We start from the raw sequence: 19,703 nt of genomic DNA on the forward strand, positions 1-19,703 counted from the left end.
TGATCCGCCAGAAGTCGATCAGCTCGCACGCGGCGTCGATCTCGGCCTGGTAGGCGGTCTTGGACTGGCCGAGCATCGTCGCGGCGTTGAGCCGGGCGCGCCACGGGCCGGAGAGCAGCTCGGCCGCCTTGAGCAGGATGGCCGCACGGTCGTCGAAGGCCAGCTCACGCCAGCCGGGCGCTGCGGCCTTCGCTGCGTCGACGGCGCGACGAGCGTCGTCCACCGTCGCGCCGCGCAGCGTGCCGAGGACCTTGGCGTGAGCGTGCGGCTGGCGGACCTGGAACTCGGCGCCGCCACCCATGACGCGCTCGCCGTTGATGGTCTGGGGCAGGTCGCGCGGGGCGCTCTGCAGCTCGGCGAGGGCCGCCTCGAGCCGCGCACGCTCGGGCGAGCCGGGGGCGTAGTCGAGGACCGGCTCGTTGGCCGGCGCGGGCACGTGGGTCACGGCATCCATGGGTCGATCCTTCGTGAGGTGGTAGGGGTGAAATCAGTTCGAGACGAGGCTGCGCAGGAAGAAGCCGACGTTGGCCGGGCGCTCGGCGAGGCGACGCATGAAGTAGCCGTACCAGTCCTGGCCGTAGGGCAGATAGATCCGCATCTGGCGGCCCTCGGCGACCTGCCGCTCCTGCTCGCTCGTGCGGATCCCGTACAGCATCTGCAGCTCGTAGTCCGAGGAGCACCGATCGTACTGTGCCGCAAGGCGGTTCGCCTCGTCGATCATTGCCTGGTCATGGCTCGCGACCATGGGGTAGGCGCCGCCGGCGAAGAGCACGGCGAGGCTGCGCTTGTACGCAGCGTCGACGTCGGCCTTCTTGGCATGGGCGACCGTCCTCGGCTCGGCGTAGGCGCCCTTGACGAGCCGGACCCGTGAGCCGGGATGGGCGAGGTCTCGCACGTCACCCTCGGTGCGGAACAGGCTGGACTGGACGACCGCGCCGACCCACGGGAAGTCGGCGCGCAGCTCGCGCAGGATCGACAGCGTCGAGTCGACCGTCGTGTGGTCCTCCATGTCGAGCGTGACGGTGGTGCCGGCCTGCTGGGCGGCGGTGCAGATGACGCGCGCGTTCTCGAGCGCGAGGGCCGTCCCGTCGTCGGGCAGGGCCTGCCCCAGGGCGGAGAGCTTGACGGAGACCTCGGCGCGGGGCGCGAGGCCCTCAGCCGCCAGGCGGTTCAGCAGTGTGCTGTAGGCGTCCCGGGTCGCCTCGGCCTGCGAGCGCTCGGTGGTGTCCTCACCGAGGTGGTCGATCGTGACTGAGAGGCCCTTGGTGACGAGCCCGTGGACCGCCGCGGCGGCGGCGTCGAGCTCGTTGCCGGCGATGAAGCGGTTGACCAGCCCGCGTGAGACGCGGGACGTCGTGACGAAGTGGCGGATCCGAGGGGTCTTCGAGGCGGCCAGCAAGGCGGGACCGAGCACTGCAGCTCCTTGGGGTGAAAGGTGTCCGTGAGCGGCGACGAAGCGACGGTATGCCGCTGAGCCGGCTCACGTCATCAGCCAACCGTCACGCGTGGCCGCGCTGAGCGTCATACACTTGTACGACCTTGGGCGATAGGGAGGCGAACGTGGCGCTCGACCTGCAGGAGATCGTCGACCTCGCCTCACGGCTGCTCGAGCAGCCCGCGCTCCTCGAGGACCGCGACTTCAACCTCGTCGCCTTCCACAGCCAGAACCCCGGCATCGACGTCGTCCGACAGCGCTCGATCCTCGAGCGCGGCTCCTCGGTCGAGGTCCGCGCCTGGTTCGAGCAGTTCGGCATCGCAACGGCTGCCGGACCGGTGAGCACCCCTGTCGACCCGGAGCACGGGACGCTCGGGCGGCTCTGCGTTCCCGCCCGGTGGAACGGCGTCAACCACGGCTACCTCTGGGTGCTCGACCCGGACGGCCGCGTGGCACGGCTGCCCGCCGTCGCCGAGGTGCAGCAGCTGGCCGTCCATGCCGGGGCTCTGCTCGCGCAGCGCGCGATGGGCCGCTACGACGTCTCGATGCTGCTCGACTCGCTCCTGTCGCCGGACCCGTCCCGCTCGAGCGGTGCGGCGGACGAGATCATCGAGCGCACCCTCGTCGGCCCGACCGACCCGGTGGTCGTCGTCGACGTGCGGCTGCACCCGGCCGAGGACGCCGTGCCGCTCAACGTCTGGTCGCTGCCCCGGGGCGTCGTCGCGGCGGTCGGCCCGGGGCACGCGACGCTCCTGGTCCGGTTGCTCGAGGACGGCGACCTGTCGGTCGCGACGAGGATCGCGGCCGAGATCCGGCGCCAGCACGAGGCAAGGGTCGGGTCCGGCTGGCCGGGACGGCTCGTCATCGGGATCGGGGATGCGCAGCCGTCCGTGCGCCTGGCGCGGGCCAGCCACCGCCAGGCGACGCTGGCCGCGCGGGTCGCCGGCCTCGAGGACGGGCCGCGAACCGCCGCCTGGCCCGACCTCGGTGTCTACCGCCTACTGGGCTGCGGCCCCGAGGGGGAGCTGGCCGCCGCCGTCCTCGACGACCGGGTCCACCGTTTGCTGGAACGGGGCGGCGACGAGCTCGTCCGGACCGCACAGGTCTTCCTCGACGAGGCCGGCAGCATGCAGCGGACGACGGCCCGCCTCGGCGTCCACCGGCAGACGGCGTATCACCGGATCCGGCGGATCGAGCAGCTGACCGGCCTCGATCTGGCGCGGGGGAGCGACCGGCTCGTCCTGCACCTCGGACTCACCCTCGCGCCGCTGCTGCGGACCGATCCGGCGAGGGGTCAGCGCTGACCGTCGGGTCGCGGCGGTGTCGCCACGGTGATGACGGCGCCGTCGGGGGTGGCGTCGATGGCGGCCAGTGCGCCCGTCCTCAGGGCGTGAAGGTCGTCCGGCGCCACCATGACGACCGGGACGGCCCGCTCGTACAGCTCGGCAGCGACGATCGTGCCGAGGGTGACGATCGCGTCGGGCTCCGACATGACGATGGCCGCAGGCCCGGTGCCGACCCGGAGCTGCTCGGCCAGCACGTAGGAGCTCGAGCTCGAGCCGCGGCCGCTGCGCATGACGAGGACGACGCCGGCGACCGACTCGCCGCACTGTGGATGGTGCTGGTCGATGATCCGGCCGGAGTGGTCCGTGCCGCCCCAGAACGACAGCGGTTCGTCGAGGTGCAGGACCGCTCCCCGCGCGGCTCCGCTGTGGAGGCAGCGACCCGCGATCGGCTCCGGCCGCCCAGGGCCGGGGTCAGCGAAGCTGCGCGTCATCGATGACGACCCTTCCGGCCCGGGCCGACTCGACGCATTCGGGAAGGCTGGCCATGACGACCTCCACTCCGAGGTTGCCGGGCGCGTAGTGGGCCCACTTGCCGCTGTTCGTCATGACGGTGCGGGCGCCCGGCCGCAGCACCGAGGTGACGTAGGTACAGGTGTCCACGACGACTCGGACCCCGCTCCTCGTGAGGATGTCGAGGAAGCCGAGCCGCTCTGCCTCGGCCAGGACCGACCGGCCGGTCGAGAGGTAGAAGTCGACGTGAGGGGCGACCGGTCGGCCGCCTTCGAGGAGGCGGGCCAGGGCGGCGATCTCGTCGACCGAGGCATGCGGGGTGCCGACACTGACCACGTCGAGGCGGGAGTCCGTGGCCGTGGACAGCTCGCGGCGGGCCGCCACGAGGTCGTCCGAGGTCAGCGCGATCGTCTCCCGCGGCGGGGACCCGCCGAGGGCCGCCTCGACGGTCGGCGCCTCCGGAGTGACGCCGACGACGTGGAACATCGCGACGCCACCGGAGGACGCCGCCGCGGCGCCGAAGGCCTTCAGCTGGTCCTCTGTGGTGGCGGTCGGCAGGCCGAGCAGGACGGGGTTGCGGGTGCCGACCCTGGAGCCGACGAGATAGCCGAGCAGGGGCGCGGTGAGGTCGAGGCCGAGCACTCGCGTGGGGATGGCGGTGCAGTCGACGAGGACCTCACCGGCCCGTGCTGCGTCCGTGTGCAGCCCAGCGAAGGGGGCCCGACCGGTGATCGCGGCGCAGATGTCGAGGAAGTCTCCGTAGCGGTCCGTGCGCGCGCCAAGCACACTGTTGCAGAAGGCAATTGCGTTGGACTCGGCCCAGGCGACGTGTTCACCGAAGGCCGGCCGTGCGGCGAGCTGGTAGGGAGCGCAGGTCCAGGTCGGGCGGGCTCCGAGAGCCACGTAGGCGTCCATGAGTGCCCGACCGTTCTGCGCGACCTCGCGCTCGTGGTCGGTCTGCTCGCGCACCAGTCCCGGGTGGAGCAGGTCGAGGGACCCGACGTTGAGGGTCGTCGGGACCGTCACGCGGGCCCCGAGGGCGTGCAGCCGAGTGGCGAAGTCGAGCCCGGCCTGACCGTGGTAGAGGCAGCCGTCGATGTGAGCCGACTGGACCTCGACGAGGCGCTGGGCGCCGCGCACCGTCGCCAACGACGTGACGACGCGCATGGCCATCGCCACGCCGGGTCCCCGCCGGCCCGCGAGCATCTCCTGCTCGACGCTGCTGAGGACGAGCCGGTCGTCATCGACCCCGGACGAGGCGTCTGTGGAAGCGGGTGCCGTCATCACGTGCCTGCCTTCTGCCGGGCCTCAGGCGCCCTGGCGCGTGGCGGTCGGGGTGCCGCCGTACCAGTCCTGCTGGATGTGCTCGAGATGCCGTCGCATCACGTCCTCCGCTCCGGCGGCATCACCGTGCAGGATCTTCTCGACGAGCTCACGGTGCTCCCGAGCGGCCTCGACCCGCAGCTGGCGATTGGCCCCCGGGCCCAACCCGTAGAGCCGGGTCTGGTCCCGCAGCACCCTCACGATGTCGACCAGGCGTGCGTTCCCGCGCAGCGCCAACAGGTAGAGGTGGAAGTCGCGGTCCCGGGCCAGGAACTCGGTGGCGTCGTGAACCGTGTCCTCCGTCGCCACCACGAGGCGCTCGAGCTCGGCCTGCGCATCGTCAAGGTCCATCCCGGCCAGTCGACCCATGCTGGGCACTTCGAGCAGGAGGCGCAGGTCGAAGACCTCGGCCAGGTCCTGCTCGGTGAACTCCGGGATCCGGAAGCCCCGATTGCGCACCGCCTCGAGCGCCCCCTCGTTGACGAGGGTGAGCATGGCCTCACGCACCGGGCTCACCGAGACGCCGAGCTCTTTCGCGAGGGCCGTGGCCGAGTAGAGCTCGCCGGGGGCGATCTGGCCGGTGACGATCGCCTGACGCAGGATCTCGAGCGCCTTGTCGCGCAGGCTCTGGGTCGGAGCGAGGCGTTGGGCGGCGAGGTTTGACATGTGGCTCACCTCTTGACAGTGATGGGTAATGCCCACACGATAGCCGGTAATCGACTACCGGTCACGCAAAGGAGCGTCTGGGTGAGCCTCGCGTCGCACGACCCCCTGCTGCAGCCCTTCACGATGAAGCACCTCACGTTGCGCAATCGCGTTGTCAGCACCTCCCACGAGCCGGCCTACGGCGAGGACGGGATGCCGAAGGACCGCTACCGCCTCTACCACCTGGAGAAGGCGCGCGGCGGCGTCGGGCTCACGATGATCGGTGGCTCAGCCATCGTCTCCCCGGACAGCCCACCGTCCTTCGGCAACCTCGTGCTCTACAAGGACGAGGTCGTCAGCTGGCTGCGTCGCCTCAGCGACGATGTGCACGCGGCGGGCGCGGCCGTCATGTGCCAGGTGACCCACCTCGGGCGCCGGACGAGCAACTACACAGGGGACTGGCTGCCGGTCCTGTCCGCCTCACCGCTGCGGGAGCCTGCTCATCGGGCCTTCCCCAAGGAGGCCGAGAGCTGGGACCTCGACCGGATCGTGCGCCACTACGCGGAGGCGGCCGCCCGCTGCCAGGCCGGCGGCCTCGACGGCATCGAACTGCAGTCATACGGGCACTTTCTCGACAGCTTCCTCTCACCCTGGACGAACCACCGTGACGACGAGCTGGGCGGGGACCTGGAGGGCCGGATGGCCTTCCCCCGGCGGGTGATCCGGGCAGTACGCGAGGCCGTCGGGCCCGACTTCATTGTCGGCATCCGGATGATGCTCGACGAAGACCGCGCCGGTGGCCTGGCCCAGGACGAGGCGATCAGCGCGCTCAAGGCCTACGTCGCCGACGGGATCGACTTTGTCAGCACGATCAAGGGCTCGATCGAGAGTGACCACACGCTCTCCAAGGTCATTCCGTCCATGGGCCAGCCCTCCGCTCCGTTCCTCGAGTGGACCGGTCGGATCAAACAGGAGCTCGACATCCCGGTGATGCACGCGTCACGGATTGCCGATGTGGCGACGGCCCGCTACGCGGTGCGGGAGGGGCTGGTCGACCTGGTCGGGATGACGCGCGCCCAGATCGCGGACCCGCACCTCGTCAACAAGATCGCGGCGGGTGAGGAGGACCGGATCCGGCCCTGCGTGGGAGCCAACTACTGCCTGGACGCGATCTACCAGAGCGGCGACGCGAAGTGCATCCACAACCCCGCGGCCGGCCGCGAGCAGACGCTCGTGCATGAGATCGGCCGCCGGAGCGGGGCCCCCCGACGGGCGGTCGTCGTCGGCGCCGGCCCGGCTGGGCTCGAGGCGGCCCGGGTCCTCGGCGCGAGGGGCCACCATGTCGTGCTGTTCGAGGCCAACGACGAGGTCGGCGGCCAGATCCGCCTCACCTCGCCGTCGCCGCACCGCCGTGACCTCATCGGGATCGTCGACTGGCGCCTCGCTGAGGCCAAGCACCACGGGGTCGAGATCCGGTTGGGCCGCTTTGCGGAGGCGGCCGACGTCCTCGCCGAGAACCCCGACGTCGTCATTGTCGCGACGGGGGGCATGCCGAACCGGGAGTTCCTCGGGGAGGGAGCGGAGCTGGTCCACGACGTCTGGGACGTGATGGACGGGTCGCTGCGGCCACGTGGAGACGTCCTCGTCTTCGACGACCACGGCGGCTACCCCGGCATGGACGCGGCCGAGGCGCTCGCCATGCGCGGCACCCCGGTCGAGTTCGTCACCCCCGAGCGCGTCATCGCCCCCGACGTCGGTGCGATGAACTCACCGGCCTACCTCAGGAGCTTCGCCGAGCACGGTGTGAAGGTGACCCTGCCGTACTACCTCCGCCGGGTCCGACGCTCGGCCGACGGGCGCCTCGAGGCCGTCCTGTGGAGTGAGTACGCCGACCTCGAGGTGACTCGGCTGGTCGATCACGTCGTCGTCGAGCACGGCACGCTGCCCGTCGCCGACCTCTACCACGAGCTGCGCCCGGGTTCCCGCAACGGGGGAGAGGTCGACCAGGAGGCGCTTCTCGCCGGCCGGCCCCAAGAGGTGACGCGCAATGCCGACGGCCGCTACCAGCTCTTCCGCATCGGTGACGCGGTGACGAGCCGCAACATCCACGCCGCCATCTACGACGCGCTGCGCCTGTGCCTCGCGCTGTGACGACCGGACGGAGCCAGCCGTGAGCGCAACGCGGATCCCGTGGATCGACGCCGCCTCCCTGAGGCAGGCGCTGCCCTGGCCGCACGTCGTCGACACCCTGGAGTCGGCCATCCGGGACGGGGCCAGCCGCAGGGACCTGCCACCTCGCACCGGCGTCCCGGTCACCGCGGGTGAGCTCCTCCTCATGCCTGCCGAGGTGGGCGTGGACGTCGGCGTCAAGGTCGTGGCGGTGCACGATGGCTCCGCAGGACCTGCCGTGCCACGGATCCAGGGCGTCCATGTCGCCTTCGACGGCGTGACGCTGGCACCGACCGCCGTGCTCGAGGCACGCACCCTGACGCTGCTCCGGACAGCGGGCCTCTCCGCTCTCGCGGTCCGCCATCTCGCGCCCGGCCCGGCACGGTCGCTCGCGCTGTTCGGGACGGGACCGCAGTCGGTCGCGCATGCCCTGGCCATTGACTCGGTGCGCCCCCTCGAACACGTGTGGGTCATCGGGCGCCGGCCCGAGTCCGTCGAGACCGTCGTCGAGCAGCTCGGCGACGCCGGCATCGCTGCCGTATCCGGCACGCCCGCGGACATCGCCTCGGCAGACATCGTGGCTTGCTGCACCACCGCTGCCGACCCGCTGTTCGACTCTCGCGCGCTTCGTCCACAGGCCACGGTCGTGGCGGTCGGCTCGCACTCGCCCACGAGACGGGAGGTCGATGCGGCCCTGGTCCGAAGGGCAACCGTCATCGTCGAGTCCCGTCCGTCCGCGCTCACCGAGGCGGGAGACATCGTCATCGCCATCGATGACGGCGTCCCGGCGGGCACCGCGATCGACGGCGACCTCGGCGACCTCGTGCGAGGCGACGTGACCATCCATACCGACCGGCCGCGGCTCTTCAAGAGCGTCGGCGAGGCGTGGGCCGACGTTGTCGTCGCCTCCGCCGCCGTCAGGGAGGTGCTGGCCTCCACCGCCGTCGTATGACCGACTCCGCAGGCCGGGGCAGCGACCCCGGCTCATCTCAGCCCCTCCCACACCCCCGAGGTGATTCGCCATGGCACCGATGATCGAGGCCCGAGGCCTGACCAAACGATATGAGCCGGCCCGCTCAGAACGCAGGCTCGCCCGACGTGGAGAACCGACGTCGGAGGGCACCCTTGCCGTCGACGACGTGAGCTTCACCGTCGAGGAGGGGGAGCTGTTCGTCATCATGGGGCTGTCCGGGTCGGGCAAGTCGACCCTGCTGCGCATGCTGAACCGGCTTGTCGACCCGACCTCGGGCTCGCTGCAGATCGGCGGTCAGGACCTCCTGTCGATGGACGACGGACAGCTCCGGGACGTCCGCAACTCCACCATCAACATGGTGTTCCAGCACTTCGCGCTCTTTCCCCATCGAACCGTGCGGGAGAACGCGGCCTACGGCCTCCAAGTGCGCGGTGTGCCCGAGAAGGAGCGCCTCGAGCGCGCTCAGACTGCCCTCGACACGGTCGGCCTCGGACAGTGGGGACACGTCCGGCCCCAGGAGCTGTCCGGCGGCATGCGTCAGCGGGTCGGGTTGGCGCGCGCGCTGGCGACCGATGCCCCGGTGCTGCTGATGGACGAGCCGTTCAGCGCGCTCGACCCGCTGATCCGCCGGGACATGCAGGACCTGCTCCTCGGCCTGCAGGCGGAGATGCGCAAGACCATCGTCTTCGTGACACACGACCTCAACGAGGCCATGCGGCTCGGTCACCGGATCATGGTCATGCGCGACGGACGCGTCGTCCAGCTCGCCTCCGGCGCCGAGATCCTGGCCGCACCGGCGGACGACTACGTCGCCAACTTCGTCTCGGACGTCGACCGGTCCCGCGTCGTGACCGCGGAGCACATCATGCGGCCGCCCATCATCACGGCGCGCACCGGGGAGGACCCCCGTTCGGTGCTCGACCGGATGGGCAACGCGGAGGCGATCGGTGTCTATGTGCTGGACGAGGCCGGCAAGCTCATCGGTGCGGTCGGGGACCAAGACCTTGCCGACGGCATCGAGGCTGGCTGCCCACGCATCGAGTCGCTGGCCTCCGGCACCTTCGCGACCACGTCCCCGGAGGCCCGTCTCATCGAAGTCATGCCGCTCGTCGGCCGCCACTGCGTGCCGCTGGCCGTGACCGACGACGACGGCAAGCTGCTCGGGGTCATCCCACGAGCGTCCCTGCTCAACACCCTCGCGGACCAGAGGAGGCCCGCTCATGCCTGAGTTCCACATCGGCGATGTGGTCGCCGCCATCATCACCTGGCTGCAGGACAACATGTCCGGCTTCTTCGACGGCATCGCCGCCGTCATGCAGACACTCATCGACGTGGTCCTCGCTGCGCTGACCGCGCCACACCCGTTCGTGATCGTGGCGCTCGCGGCGGCCCTCGCCTTCTGGGCGCGAGGCATCGGCTTTGCTGTGTTCAGCCTCCTCGGTCTGCTCCTGGTGGACTCCATGCAGCTGTGGGGCCAGACGATGGAGACGCTCGCGATCGTCCTCGTCGCGAGCATCGTCGCGGTGCTCGTCGGAGTGCCGGCCGGGATCTGGGCGGCTCGCAGCAGCCGCGCCAGCACCGTCATCCGCCCGGTCCTCGACTTCATGCAGACCCTGCCGGTGTTCGTCTACCTCATCCCGGCCGTGTTCCTCTTCGGTATCGGGGTCGTGCCTGCCGTCGTCGCGACGTTCATCTTCGCGATCCCACCAGGCGTGCGCCTCACCGAGCTCGGCCTGAGGCAGGTCGACCCTGAGATGGTCGAGGCCTCCATCGCCTTCGGCGCGAAGCCGTGGCAGCTGCTGCGCCAGGTCCAGCTGCCGCTCGCAGTCCCGTCGATCATGGCGGGCATCAACCAGGTGATCATGATGGCGCTGTCCATGGTGGTCATCGCCGGCATGGTCGGTGCCGGGGGCCTCGGCGCCGTCGTCGTCCAGGGCATCAGCCGTCTCGACATCGGGGTCGGCTTCGAGGGCGGTCTGGGTGTCGTGTTCCTCGCCATCTTCCTCGACCGGCTCACGAGCGCCTTCCCTCGGCCTCGCCGTCGCCCCCGAACAGAAGCCATCGAAGCGCTTGAGCCGGAGGCCGAGCCGGCCCCGGCCGCCGCCTGACCAGTCCGATCCCGTGCCAACCCGCTCCACGTCAGCCCGTCACCAAGGAGAGTCCCCCATGCTTTCTCGCCGTCTCACCACCAGCATCATCGGCGCCACCCTCGCCATCGCGACGACCCTCTCGGTCTCCGCCTGCAGCTCGTCCGGCCCCGCCAGCGCCGACGCCGGCGGCAGCGCGAGCAAGACGATCAACATCGGCTACATCGCCTGGGACGAGAACATCGCCAACAGCTACCTGTGGAAGGAGCTGCTCGAGCAGCAGGGCTACCAGGTCAAGCTGAGCCAGCTCGAGGTGGCCGGGCTGTACTCCGGCGTCGCGGACGGGCAGCTCGACCTCTTCATCTGCGCCACGCCAAAGACGCACTCCGACTACTGGAAGCGGTTCGACAACAAGTTCACCGTCCTCGGCCAGTGGTACGACACCCTCACCCAGGCGGTTGCCGTGCCGGACTACACCGGGCTGAAGTCCATGGCGGACCTCAAGGGCAAGGCGAACGAGTTCAACGGCCAGATCGTCGGTATCGAGGCCGGCTCCGGCCTGATGCGCCAGCTGCACGACAACGCGGTCAAGGACTACGACCTGTCGGGCTACAAGATCCTCGACGGCAGCACTCCGGCGATGCTGGCCGCGCTCGACAAGGCCGTCAAGGAGAAGAAGCCGATCGCCGTCACGCTGTGGCAGCCACACTGGGCCTTCAGCAAGTACCCGATGGTCCTGCTCGAGGACCCGAAGGGCAGCTTCGGCGGGATGGACACGTACAAGACCATCGCGAGCAAGAAGTTCGCCGAGGGCAACCAGAAGGTCTCCGCCGAGCTCGCCAAGTTCCACATGACGCCCGAGCAGCTGCAGAGCCTGGAGCTGATGATCTCCGAGGCCGGTCAGGGCAAGGAGCAGGCGGCGGCCAAGGCGTGGATCGCCAAGAACGAGTCCGTCGTCAAGGCCTGGACCGGCACCAACTGATCACCGCGCTCGCCCAGGACTGAGGCGCAGCGGCCACCCCACCGAACGAACAGGAAGGAAGACGGCGATGACACTCTCCGAGACCCCCGTGCACGACCCCTTGGACGAGCTGTTGGCTCGCCGCGAGCCAGGTCGCAGCCTGGAGGCGGCCTTCTACACGAGCCCGGACATCTTCGACGTGGACGTCCGCCGGATCTTCGCCCAGCACTGGATCTTCGTGGGCACCGCCGCGGAGGTCCGTGAGCCGGGTGACTTCTTCACGGTGACGGTCGGACCGTGGTCCGTGATCGTCCTTCGTGACGATGACGAGCAGGTGCGGGCGTTGCACAACGTCTGTCGCCACCGCGGGGCACGGGTCCTGACCGAGGAGCGCGGCTCGGTGGGCAACATCGTCTGCGGCTACCACCGGTGGACCTACGCCACGGACGGCTCGCTCCTGCATGCCGAGTCGCAACCGCCCGGCTTCGACCCGTCGTGCTTCGGCCTCAAGCAGGTCCACGTCCGCAATGTGGCAGGCCTCATCTTCATCTGCCTCGCGCAGGAGCCGCCCGCCGACCTGGAGGAGGTGGCGAACGTCGTCACGCCGTACCTCGCGCCGCACCAGCTGGAGCGGACCAAGGTCGCGGCCCAGATCGACATCGTCGAGCAGGGCAACTGGAAGCTCGTCATGGAGAACAACCGTGAGTGCTACCACTGCGACGGGCACCCCGAGCTGATCGCCTCGCTCTTCCCCCTCTTCGGCTACACCGAGGAGGACATCACGCCGCGGCTGCGACCGGTGCTCGAGAGGTACGAGCGCGCCAAGTCGGACCTCCACGACACCTGCCGGGCTCGGCAGGTGCCGATCGAGGTCCGTGAGGAGCTCGACACCCGCGCGACGGGATTCCGGGTGGAGCGCATGCCCCTGGACCTCGCCGGTGAGTCCTACAGCGCAGACGGCTCCCGGTTGTGCCAGAAGCTGCTGGGTGACTTCACCACGGCCCGGTTCGGCGACCTGTCCCTGCACATGCAGCCGAACAGCTGGTTCCACTTCCTCGCGGACCACGCGGTGACCTTCTCGGTCATCCCGGTCGCTCCCGGGGAGACGCTGCTGCGCACGACCTGGCTGGTGCACGAGGACGCGGTCGAGGGGACCGACTACGACGTCGACTCGCTCACCGCGGTCTGGCGCGCGACGAACGCCCAGGACAGCGCGCTGGTCGCGCGCACCCAGGCCGGGGTCAGCAGTCCCGCCTACGTGGGTGGCCCCTACTCGCCGACGGAGAACCAGGTCGAGGCGTTCGTGTCGTGGTACCTCACCCGGCTGCGTCAGACGACGGCATGATCAGTCCTCAAGGCGTCGGCGGGTCCGCCCTGCAGACAGACGGCACCCTCGAGCTGCTGCTCGTGGACCGGCCGATCTGGGACGGGGACGTGGACGGCGCGCTCGTGTGTCACCAGGTGCAGCAGGTCATCCATGACGTCCGCACGTTCGTGCTGGGCAGCCGCGGGCGACACCGGTTCCGCCACCTGCCCGGACAGTACGTCACCGTGTCGGTCGAGGTCGACGGCAAGACGTTGAGCAGGTGCTACACCATCACCTCGCCGCCGACGCGCCCTCACACCCTGTCCATCACGGTCAAGCGCGTGCCGGGCGGGATCGTCTCGAACCACCTGCACGAGCACCTGCACCCCGGCGGGGAGCTGCGGGTCGACGGGCCGTTCGGCACGTTCAGCATCGCGCACCACCCGGCACCGAGGTACCTCTTCATGTCAGCGGGGAGCGGGATCACGCCGTTGATGGCGATGATGCGCACCCTCCATGACCTGGGATCGTCCGCCGACGTCACCTTCGTGCACTTCGCCCGGACGCCTGCGGACATCGTGTTCCGTACCGAGCTGGACGCCATCGCCGCCGGCAATCCCGGGGTGCGGCTCCTGCACGTGGTCGAGGACGAGGGCGGCGAGGGCGGCTGGAGCGGGCTGCGGGGCCGAGTCGGCACAGCCCTGCTGTCGGCCGCCGTCGCGGATGCGGCGGAGCGTGAGACGTTCGTCTGCGGGCCGGGACCGTTCATGGCCGCGGCCCAGGCAGCACTACGCGCGCTGGGCCTGCCTTCGACCCGATACCACGAGGAGACGTTCGTCTTCGAGGACCTGGCTCGTGACCTGACTCCGTTGGCCGTCTCCTCAGGGGAAGGGTCTGCGTCGCAGACGGAGCCCAACGGATACGAGGTCTCCTTCCGCAAGAGCGGTCGCACCGTCACCTGCCGGCCCGACCAGTTCGTCCTCGACGCCGCACTGGAGGCCGGCCTGACGCTGCCCTCCTCCTGCGGCCTCGGGATGTGCGGCACCTGCAAGACGACCCTGCTCGATGGGACCGTCGACATGACCCATCAGGGCGGCATCCGGCAACGCGAGATCGACAACGGCAAGATCCTCATCTGCTGCTCCCGCCCCACCTCACCCCTCGTCGTCGACTCCTGAAAGGCAGCACCGTGACAGACAACCGACCCAGGGTGATCCGACCCGAGACCGTCGGCCCCACGCTGTACACCCGGCCCGCCCGTTCGGGCCCGGTCGATCGCTTCGAGCCCGGTGACGCCCTGGTCCGCACCCTGATCGACACCGATCGCTTCGAGGTCGGCATCTGGGAGGCGCTCCCGGGCGAGTCCTTCTGGGTGGACGAGCACGAGCTGGACGAGTTCCAGTACGTGATCTCCGGGGAGGCCACGGTCGTCCTGCCCAACGACCGCACCGCGATGGTCGCTCGCGCCGGCGAGGTCGTGTACATGCCCGCCGGCACGGCGCACCAGACGATGAACCGGGGCGCGGAGCCGCTGCGTGTCCTCTACTGCGCGCCGCCCAACGCGATCGCCACCTGATTCTTCGCTACCCACCATCCCGACCAAACATGGAAGAAGGAGTCATGTCGGACCAGAGAGTGACGACGGACGTCGTCGTCATCGGTGCCGGCGTCATCGGCTGCGATGTCGCCTACGAGCTCGCGCGGCGCGGTCGTCGCGTCGTCGTCGTCGACCGAGGACCGGGTGCCGGACACGGCTCGACGAGCGCTTCCTCGGCCTGCATCCGGTTCAACTACTCGACCTTCACGGCGGTCGCCGTGGCGTGGGAGGCGAAGCAGCTCTGGGCGGACTGGGAGCGCTACCTCGAAGGCACGGACGATGGGCAGCTCGCTCACTTCGTGCAGACCGGGGCCCTCTGCCTCGAGTCGCCGGGACAACAACGATCGAAGGTGCTCAGCTTCTTCGACCGTGCGGGCGTCCCCTACGAGGAATGGGACAGCGACACCGTCCGCGCAAAGCTGCCGGCTCTCGAACCCGGCCGGTTCTGGCCACCCAAGCCGGTCACCGACGAGGCGTTCTGGGATCCGCCGGAGGGGTCGCTGACGGCGTACTGGACACCGGACGGTGGCTTCGTGGACGACCCGGTGTTCGCGGCCCACAACCTCATGGCCGCTGCAGTGCGCCACGGTGCCGACTTCCGGTTCCGCGCTCAGGTCACCGGAATCGTGCGCGACGAGCACGAAGTCCGTGGTGTCGAGCTGGCCGACGGGACGACCGTGCTGGCACCGGTCGTGGTCAATGTCTCCGGGCCGCACTCCGGTGTCATCAACGAGATGGCCGGAGTGCTCGACGACTTCAGCATCAGCACGCGGCCCATGCGTCAGGAGGTGCATCACCTCGCGGCGCCACCCACCTGGAACCACGAGGTGCCGGGGCCCATGGTCGCCGACCTCGACCTCGGCACCTACTTCCGTGGCGCCCCCGCTGGCGGGTTCCTGGTGGGCGGTGCAGAGCCGGAGTGCGATGAGCTGCAGTGGCTCGACGACGCGGACCGCTATGCGCCGACCGTGAGCAAGGAGGTCTACGAGGCGCAGGCGTATCGCGCCGCCCGCCGGCTCCCGGAGCTCACGGTCCCCAACCGGCCGTCGGGCGTCGTCGGCGTCTACGACGTGTCCGATGACTGGGTGCCCATCTACGACCGCACCAGCCTGTCCGGCTATTACGTCGCGATCGGCACGAGTGGCAACCAGTTCAAGAACGCTCCCGTCGTCGGCCAGGTGCTGGCCGCGATCATCGAGGCGAGCGAGGCGGGCCAGGACCATGACCGGGTGCCCACCCGGCTGACCCTGCCCGTCACCGGGCTCACGGTTGACCTCAGCGACTACAGCCGGCTCCGACCGGTCGACCGGACGCGGAGCAGCTTCAGCGTCTTCGCCTGAGACCGCCGCCCCGACCTCTTCGCCGTCACGCGGAGAGGTCGGGGTGGTCCTCGGCGACCTGGGCGGCGGCGGCGTGCAGCGACTGCACGAAGTCGGCGACGGCGGGATTGAGCATGCGCGAGCGCACCAGCACGTGGACGTGGCGCCGGGCGGTCACTCCGTCCAGTCGCCGACTCCGGATGCCGGAGCTCGGTGTGTGGCTCAGCGCCGGGATGAGGGCGATGCCGAAGCCCCGCCGGACGAACTCGTGGATCACCGCATAGTCGTTGCTGCGGAAGGAGATCCGGGGCGCGAAACCGGACTCGGCGCAGAGCCGGTGGAGGCACTCGGTCCCGGGAGTGCCCACGCGGGTGGTGACCCAGGTCCGCTCCTGCAGGTCGGTCAGTGCAATGGCGTCGGCATCGGCGATGGGGTCGTCGGCCGGCAGCAGGAGGAGCAGCTCCTCGTGCAGCAGCCGTTCCGAGCCCAGCCCGTTGGGCAGCGATCGCGGCACGAGGTCGTAGCGATAGGCGAGGGCGAGATCGCCCTGGCCATCGGCGACGCGGGCGGCGAGAGTGTCGGCCTCGGCCTCGTCCAGCTCGATGTGCACGCCCTGGTGCCGGTCCTGGTAGTGCGCAAGGGCGACTGGCAGCAGCCGTTGGCTCGCGGTCGGGAAGCTGCCGACCCGCAGCACCCCGAGTCTTCCCTGCGCGAGGCCGGTGACCTCCTCGTCGAGGACGTCGAGTGCCGAGAGCGACTCGCGCGCACGTTCGGCGATCATCACCGCGGTCGGCGTCGCGGTGACGCTGCGGGGCGACCGGTCGAAGAGCGGCATCCGGACCTGCCGCTCCAGCAGCGCCATCTGTTGGGAGACGGCCGAGGCCGTGTAGCCGAGCTCCCTCGCTGCGTCCGCGAAGGAGCCGGTCCGGACGACCGTCATCAGCGTGCGCAGATGGAGCGGGTTGAGCATGGCGCCCAGAGTATCGGCCGCAGCCATGCCCAGGCCGCCCCGACTCACGTGGTCAGCCGAGGGCGTGGGTGCCGGCACCGGCGGAGCGACGAGAGCGTCACGAGACGAGTTCCGACTGCCTGGCCGTGATGGTCGAGACGGCCTCCTTGGCGTCGGCGACAGCGTCCGTGGTCCGTCGCGGACGCAGGGCATCACCGATCAGGTGGCTGTTGCGGCCGGCGCCGGTCAAGGTCCCGTGCAGGTCGAGGACCGGCTCACCGCCGGACCACCACACGAGCGCGTCGGCCGGCACCCGCCGGGCCGGACCGCCGAAGACGCCGGCCAGGTGGACCTCGCCGTCGCGCACCGCGACGGGCCTGACCCGTTCGATCGTGGGCACTCCGGCGTCGCCCAAGGTGCGGAGCATCGGGTAGAGCGTGTTGATGCCTTCGCCCTCGCCCACGTGGAGCCGGGAGGTGGCGAGAACGACGGTCGTGCCGGCCGCGTGAAGGAACTCCGCGATGAGTGCACCGTCGAGCTGGCCGACCTCATCGAACACGAGGACGGTTCCAGTGGGTGGCTCGGAGAACGCCCGAATGGGGTCGACGAGGGCCACGGTGCCGTCGTCGTGCTGGAGCACGAGCCCGGACGGGACGGCGCCTGTGGCCACGATGACGTCATCGGGCTCGAGGTGTTGCACGAGGTCGAGGTCGGCAGTCGTGCCCAGCCTGATGTCGACCCCCAGCTGGCGCAGCTGGCGCTCCTGCCAGGTGAGGAAGTCCCGCACCTCCAGCCGGCTGGGAGCGGCCGTCCAGCCGGCCATCTGCCCCCCGATGGCCGACGCTCGATCGACCAGGGTGACCGCGCTGCCCCGCTCTGCCAGGCGGCGAGCCGCTTCGAGGCCGGCGGGGCCGGCGCCGACGACGACGGAGCGGTGGCCCTGGAGGTCGCGTGCCGCAGCCGCTCCCGGGTCGCCCGCATCGGGGTTGACCATGCAGGTCAGCGTGCGCCCGGCGAGCAGCCCGTTGGTGCAGACGTTGACGCCGACGCACGGCCGCACGTCCGAGGCGCGGCCCGCCCGGGTCTTGATGATGAGGGCCGGGTCCGCGATGTGGCCCCGGACGATGCCGACCAGGTCGGCGTCACCGGCGGCCACGATGTCGTTGGCCAGCGAGAGGGTGGTGACCCGCCCCACCATGGCGACCGGCACGGAGACTGCCGCCTTGACGGTGCGAGCGACGCCCCGGAAGAGACCCGGCTGTGCCGGCGTCGGCGGCCAGTGCCGCACCCGGGCCTCCAGCCGGTTGTTGTTGCCGACCATGACGCTGATGTAGTCCACATCGGACTCGAAGGCCTGGGCGATCCGCGCGGCGTCGACGGGCGTGAGCCCGCCCTCGACGAGGTCGTCCGAACCGAGCCGGATGCCGAGGATCAGGTCCGGGCCGACCGCCTCGCGCACCGCTCGCAGCACTCGGCGGGGTAGCTCGAGACGACGCTCGAAGTCGCCACCGAACTCGTCGTCTCGGTGGTTCGTGAGGGGAGACAGGAACGCGGCGAGCAGCAACCCGTGCGCCATGCTGATCTCCACCCCGTCGAGGTCGCCCCGCCGGCACCGCTCCGCAGCCTCGGCGTATTGCTCGACGACTCGGGCGAGCTGCTCGGCCGTGGCCGGCACCGCCACCTGTCGCGTCACCTCGGAGAAGACCCGGGAGGCCGAGATGACCTCGGGCCCCTCGAACTCGGTGGGGCCGGGATGGGCCAGCTGGGCGAGCATCGTGCCGCCCTCTTCGTGGACGGCCCGGGCGAGACGCCGGTAGCCGGGGACCACGCTGTCGTCGATGTTCCAGAGGCAGATGTCGGACCACTCCACCGACGGCGCGACGGGGGTCGCGCCGGTGATCTGCATGGCCACCCCGGCGCGGGCTCGCTCGCGGTGGTAGGCGACATACCGGTCGCTCACCCGACCGCCCTCGGCGAGGCCGGGCTGGTGGGGTGGGAGGAAGACCCGCCCCCGGAGGCTTCGTGGACCGACCTGCAGAGGTTCGTCCAGCAGCCACTCGCTCATCATCGAGTCCCTTCTGTCGGTTCGTGACCGTGCGACACCGCTCGGTGCGCTGCTCCATCGGTTGACCCCGTGGTGCCAGCAGGCCCCGGGGCGGCGAGGGAGATGCGGCTGATGCCGCTCGCGACCCGCCCGCTCTCGACGGCACGGAGGACCTCTCGCGCCGTGAAGTAGTCGAGGTGGCTGCCGCCACCGTTCTTCATCATGGTGATCGCCGCGGGACTGCTTCGGCCGGCCGAACCGGTGGCCAGGGCGGTGAGGTCACCGGCGATGTCTTCGAGGGAGAACACTCCGCGTGCACAGGGGTCGACGAAGTCGCCCGAATGCTCCGTCGCGCCGTAGGAGTCGACGAAGACCTCGGACCGGTGCAGCAGGGCATCGTCCGCTTCTCGCATCTGTGGCGTGAACGAGCCGACGAGGTCCACATGGGTCCCGGGTCGCAGCAGGGCACCCTTGATGATCGGGTCGCTGGACATCGTGGCGGCGCTGACGATGTCGGCCGACCCGAGCGCGTCGTCCAGCTGGTCGACGACGAACGCGTCCACGCCCGTCGCGACAAGATCAGCGACGAGCGCTTCTGCCGAGACGAGGGTGCGGTTCCACACCCCGACGTGACGCAGGCCGGGTCGTGCCACGAGGTGGGCCCGGACCAGGTGGGGGGCCAGTGCCCCGGCGCCGACCATGAGCAACGTCCTCGAGTCGGGCCGTGAGAGGAACCTGGATCCCAGTGCGGAGTCGGCCGCCGTCTTCCGGAAGATCAGCGCCTCGCCGTCCATCAGTGCGACGGGCACTCCGGTGCGCGGGTCGAACCAGACATAGAGGGAGTGCACGGTCGGCAGGCCGTGCTGCTCACGGTTGTTCGGGAAGGACGAGACGAGCTTCACGCCGAGGCCGTCCTCCGGCAGCCAGGCCGGCAGGCTCAGGAACGCCTGCCGGCCGGCTGCGGCCGGTTGTTCGAGCACCTGCCAGGCGTGGTCCGGCATCGGACCACGGTGCGCCTCCTCGAGTGCGTCCATGAGCAGCTCGATGTCCAGCGCCGCATGCACGGCGCTCGCCTCGATCAGGAGCACGGCTCAGCCTT

At 70.3% G+C, this 19,703-nt stretch carries 18 protein-coding genes; 10 read left to right on the forward strand and 8 right to left on the reverse strand.

Annotated elements, in window-relative coordinates:
* A partial coding sequence (locus tag N864_RS04545; RefSeq protein ID WP_034714007.1) for an aldehyde dehydrogenase family protein occupies positions 1-454 on the reverse strand: 454 nt, incomplete at its 3' end.
* 33 nt (positions 455-487) lie between these two features.
* Entirely contained in the window at positions 488-1,414 is a 927-nt protein-coding gene (locus tag N864_RS04550; protein ID WP_034714009.1) for a proline dehydrogenase family protein, read from the reverse strand.
* A 146-nt stretch (positions 1,415-1,560) separates the two neighbouring features.
* Here N864_RS04550 and N864_RS04555 point away from each other — a divergent pair, with 146 nt between their 5' ends.
* Positions 1,561-2,739 (forward strand): PucR family transcriptional regulator, encoded by a 1,179-nt coding sequence (locus tag N864_RS04555; RefSeq protein WP_034714011.1) that lies wholly within the window; start codon positions 1,561-1,563, stop codon positions 2,737-2,739.
* On the opposite strand, the gene N864_RS04560 is transcribed toward N864_RS04555, so the two are convergent.
* The 3 genes from N864_RS04560 to N864_RS04570 are packed head-to-tail and all read right to left on the reverse strand — an operon-like array spanning position 2,730 to position 5,220.
* Positions 2,730-3,212, reverse strand: coding sequence for an aconitase X swivel domain-containing protein (locus N864_RS04560; protein WP_051518198.1), 483 nt, complete (start codon positions 3,210-3,212; stop codon positions 2,730-2,732). The genes N864_RS04555 and N864_RS04560 overlap by 10 nt on opposite strands.
* Positions 3,193-4,515 carry an aconitase X gene (locus N864_RS04565; RefSeq protein WP_051518199.1) on the reverse strand — a complete coding sequence of 441 codons (1,323 nt, stop codon included), beginning with the start codon at positions 4,513-4,515 and terminating at the stop codon, positions 3,193-3,195. The genes N864_RS04560 and N864_RS04565 overlap by 20 nt, the downstream gene beginning before the upstream one ends.
* Before the next feature lie 24 nt (positions 4,516-4,539).
* Complete coding sequence (locus N864_RS04570) at positions 4,540-5,220, reverse strand: GntR family transcriptional regulator (RefSeq protein ID WP_051518200.1); 681 nt, start codon at positions 5,218-5,220, stop codon at positions 4,540-4,542.
* Positions 5,221-5,301: 81 nt separating this feature from the next.
* On the opposite strand from N864_RS04570, the gene N864_RS04575 reads away from it, so the two are divergent.
* The 9 genes from N864_RS04575 to N864_RS04615 all read left to right on the forward strand — a co-directional run bounded on the left by N864_RS04575 (position 5,302) and on the right by N864_RS04615 (position 15,632).
* Positions 5,302-7,350 carry an NADH:flavin oxidoreductase gene (locus tag N864_RS04575; RefSeq protein ID WP_034714013.1) on the forward strand — a complete coding sequence of 683 codons (2,049 nt, stop codon included), beginning with the start codon at positions 5,302-5,304 and terminating at the stop codon, positions 7,348-7,350.
* Between the two features lie 19 nt (positions 7,351-7,369).
* Positions 7,370-8,320: an ornithine cyclodeaminase family protein gene (locus N864_RS04580; protein WP_034714015.1), complete on the forward strand. Its 951-nt coding sequence runs from the start codon at positions 7,370-7,372 to the stop codon at positions 8,318-8,320.
* Positions 8,321-8,390: 70 nt separating this feature from the next.
* The gene (locus tag N864_RS04585; RefSeq protein WP_034714016.1) at positions 8,391-9,569 is read left to right on the forward strand and encodes a quaternary amine ABC transporter ATP-binding protein; all 1,179 of its coding nucleotides are present in this window, start codon (positions 8,391-8,393) and stop codon (positions 9,567-9,569) included.
* Positions 9,562-10,449, forward strand: coding sequence for an ABC transporter permease (locus N864_RS04590; RefSeq protein ID WP_051518201.1), 888 nt, complete (start codon positions 9,562-9,564; stop codon positions 10,447-10,449). Before N864_RS04585 ends, N864_RS04590 begins: the two co-directional genes overlap by 8 nt.
* Positions 10,450-10,507: 58 nt before the next feature.
* A complete protein-coding gene (locus tag N864_RS04595; protein ID WP_034714018.1) occupies positions 10,508-11,410 on the forward strand; it encodes a glycine betaine ABC transporter substrate-binding protein in 903 nt (300 codons plus the stop codon).
* Positions 11,411-11,477: 67 nt separating this feature from the next.
* Positions 11,478-12,734, forward strand: a complete 1,257-nt coding sequence (locus N864_RS04600) for an aromatic ring-hydroxylating oxygenase subunit alpha (protein ID WP_034714020.1) — start codon at positions 11,478-11,480, stop codon at positions 12,732-12,734.
* Positions 12,731-13,873 carry an FAD-binding oxidoreductase gene (locus tag N864_RS04605; protein WP_081793373.1) on the forward strand — a complete coding sequence of 381 codons (1,143 nt, stop codon included), beginning with the start codon at positions 12,731-12,733 and terminating at the stop codon, positions 13,871-13,873. Before N864_RS04600 ends, N864_RS04605 begins: the two co-directional genes overlap by 4 nt.
* A gap of 32 nt (positions 13,874-13,905) precedes the next feature.
* Positions 13,906-14,271 (forward strand): cupin domain-containing protein, encoded by a 366-nt coding sequence (locus tag N864_RS04610; RefSeq protein ID WP_034714022.1) that lies wholly within the window; start codon positions 13,906-13,908, stop codon positions 14,269-14,271.
* 44 nt (positions 14,272-14,315) lie between these two features.
* Positions 14,316-15,632, forward strand: a complete 1,317-nt coding sequence (locus N864_RS04615) for an NAD(P)/FAD-dependent oxidoreductase (protein WP_034714024.1) — start codon at positions 14,316-14,318, stop codon at positions 15,630-15,632.
* A 25-nt stretch (positions 15,633-15,657) separates the two neighbouring features.
* On the opposite strand, the gene N864_RS04620 is transcribed toward N864_RS04615, so the two are convergent.
* The 3 genes from N864_RS04620 to N864_RS04630 form a co-directional block, all read right to left on the reverse strand.
* On the reverse strand, positions 15,658-16,581 hold the full coding sequence (locus N864_RS04620; protein ID WP_034714026.1) for a LysR family transcriptional regulator: 924 nt from the start codon (positions 16,579-16,581) through the stop codon (positions 15,658-15,660).
* Positions 16,582-16,678: 97 nt separating this feature from the next.
* The gene (locus N864_RS23480; protein ID WP_051518202.1) at positions 16,679-18,625 is read right to left on the reverse strand and encodes an oxidoreductase; all 1,947 of its coding nucleotides are present in this window, start codon (positions 18,623-18,625) and stop codon (positions 16,679-16,681) included.
* On the reverse strand, positions 18,625-19,692 hold the full coding sequence (locus tag N864_RS04630) for a hypothetical protein (RefSeq protein WP_081793377.1): 1,068 nt from the start codon (positions 19,690-19,692) through the stop codon (positions 18,625-18,627). Before N864_RS04630 ends, N864_RS23480 begins: the two co-directional genes overlap by 1 nt.
* Positions 19,693-19,703: the final 11 nt, after the last annotated feature.

This window comes from Intrasporangium chromatireducens Q5-1 (assembly GCF_000576575.1).
GTDB classification, from domain to species: domain Bacteria; phylum Actinomycetota; class Actinomycetes; order Actinomycetales; family Dermatophilaceae; genus Intrasporangium_A; species Intrasporangium_A chromatireducens.